The 747-nt window shown below is 49.4% G+C and carries 2 protein-coding genes; both read left to right on the top strand.

All coding sequences use genetic code 11. From position 1 onward, the window contains the following. Positions 1–192 (top strand): protein YaiA, encoded by a 192-nt coding sequence (yaiA, locus tag K5E19_RS23165; RefSeq protein WP_100777449.1) that lies wholly within the window; start codon positions 1–3, stop codon positions 190–192. A 238-nt stretch (positions 193–430) separates the two neighbouring features. Beyond that, a partial coding sequence (locus K5E19_RS23160) for an AroM family protein (RefSeq protein WP_221553276.1) occupies positions 431–747 on the top strand: 317 nt, incomplete at its 3' end.

Genomic DNA, 747 nt, shown 5'->3' with positions numbered 1-747 from the left:
ATGCCAACCAGACCGCCATACCCACGTGAAGCGCGCATTGTCACTATTGAAAAAGGCACCGGTGCCCAAACCGTAACCTGGTATCAACTGCGTGCGGACCACCCAAAGCCGGACTCCCTGATCAGCGAACATGAAACTGAGCAGGAAGCGCTGGATGCCAAGCGCCGCTACGAAGATCCTGAAAAGTCCTGATACAAATCTGAAATCGATAACAACCGTGCCTGAATCACACTTTTAACTCAGCGTGAATGTTAAGTGGGGGTTAATATTTAGTTATTACAGTGAGATTCAGACCGGGCGTTGGATCTTTACATTTCGGTGTAGGGATATGCTGCTACGCTTTTGACCTGTTTAAGCTGAAACAAGAACCGCGCAGCGTATTGAGCTTGTGCCTGTATTATCGCAATGGTAGTGAAGAAAGGCGAAAACGATGAAGGCAACATTGGCGATCCTCACCATCGGGGTGGTCCCTGTCAGCGAAGTGTTACCGCTCTTAACTGAGCATGTCTCCGAACAGCAAATCACCCATCTTAGCCTGCTCGGTAAGATGAGTCGGGAAGAGGTCATGGAAGACTACGCACCTGCAGATAATGAGGTGACCCTGCCGACATTGTTAAGCGACGGTAAACTCGCGCATGTTTCACATCACAAAATCGAGCGTGCTTTACAGGGCGTGATCGAAGTGCTCGATAATCAAGGATATGACGTCATCCTGTTAATGAGCACCGCCCCGATTTCGGGTCTTAT

Origin of the sequence: Enterobacter sp. RIT637 (assembly GCF_019718755.1) — a bacterium.
In the GTDB taxonomy this organism is placed as follows: domain Bacteria; phylum Pseudomonadota; class Gammaproteobacteria; order Enterobacterales; family Enterobacteriaceae; genus Enterobacter.
The sequence above is the reverse complement of the archived record's forward strand: the minus strand, read 5'-3'. Positions and strand labels throughout refer to the sequence as shown.